Raw genomic sequence first — 456 nt, 5'->3', positions numbered from 1 at the left:
AACGGGAAAGGGCTTTGCGAAGTTACGCCAAAAACGAGGCTGCCATAGCTTTGGAGGCGTAATTTTGCAAAACCCATGTTATCTGCTGTTTTTGTTTAATATTCATACCGCTAATCTACAAAAACAGTTTCAGTTTTATCTCCAATCTGCTTGTTTTTTTTCGTTTTTTTATTTTGCAAAACCCCGCTTTGCGAAGTCATAAAACGAAGAGAGGAAAATCTCAGTGTCAAAAATTTTTGTTTTAAGCCACCGAAGAAAAATCCATGGTATTGACTTTGTCATTTTTATTCGGTAACTTCGCCAAACTTAATAGCGAGTATTCGCTTTGAAAGTAAACTTTCAGCAAAGATCTCTTTGTAAGTTTGACAGCGAAATCCATACTTCCTTTCGCTTAATCTCAAAAATTTTTTCCGCTAAAATCCAACCTGATTTTCCTCTAAAAACCGCAATATTGGT

At 35.7% G+C, this 456-nt stretch carries 1 protein-coding gene; it reads left to right on the top strand.

The genetic code is table 11. The features are described 5' to 3' along the window. The coding region (locus AC23MB_RS14375; protein ID WP_228376083.1) for a hypothetical protein at positions 1–202 on the top strand (202 nt) is incomplete at its 5' end. Positions 203–456: the final 254 nt, after the last annotated feature.

It is taken from the genome of Soonwooa sp. T0.1_25 (genome assembly GCF_057652215.1).
The sequence above is the reverse complement of the archived record's forward strand: the minus strand, read 5'-3'. Positions and strand labels throughout refer to the sequence as shown.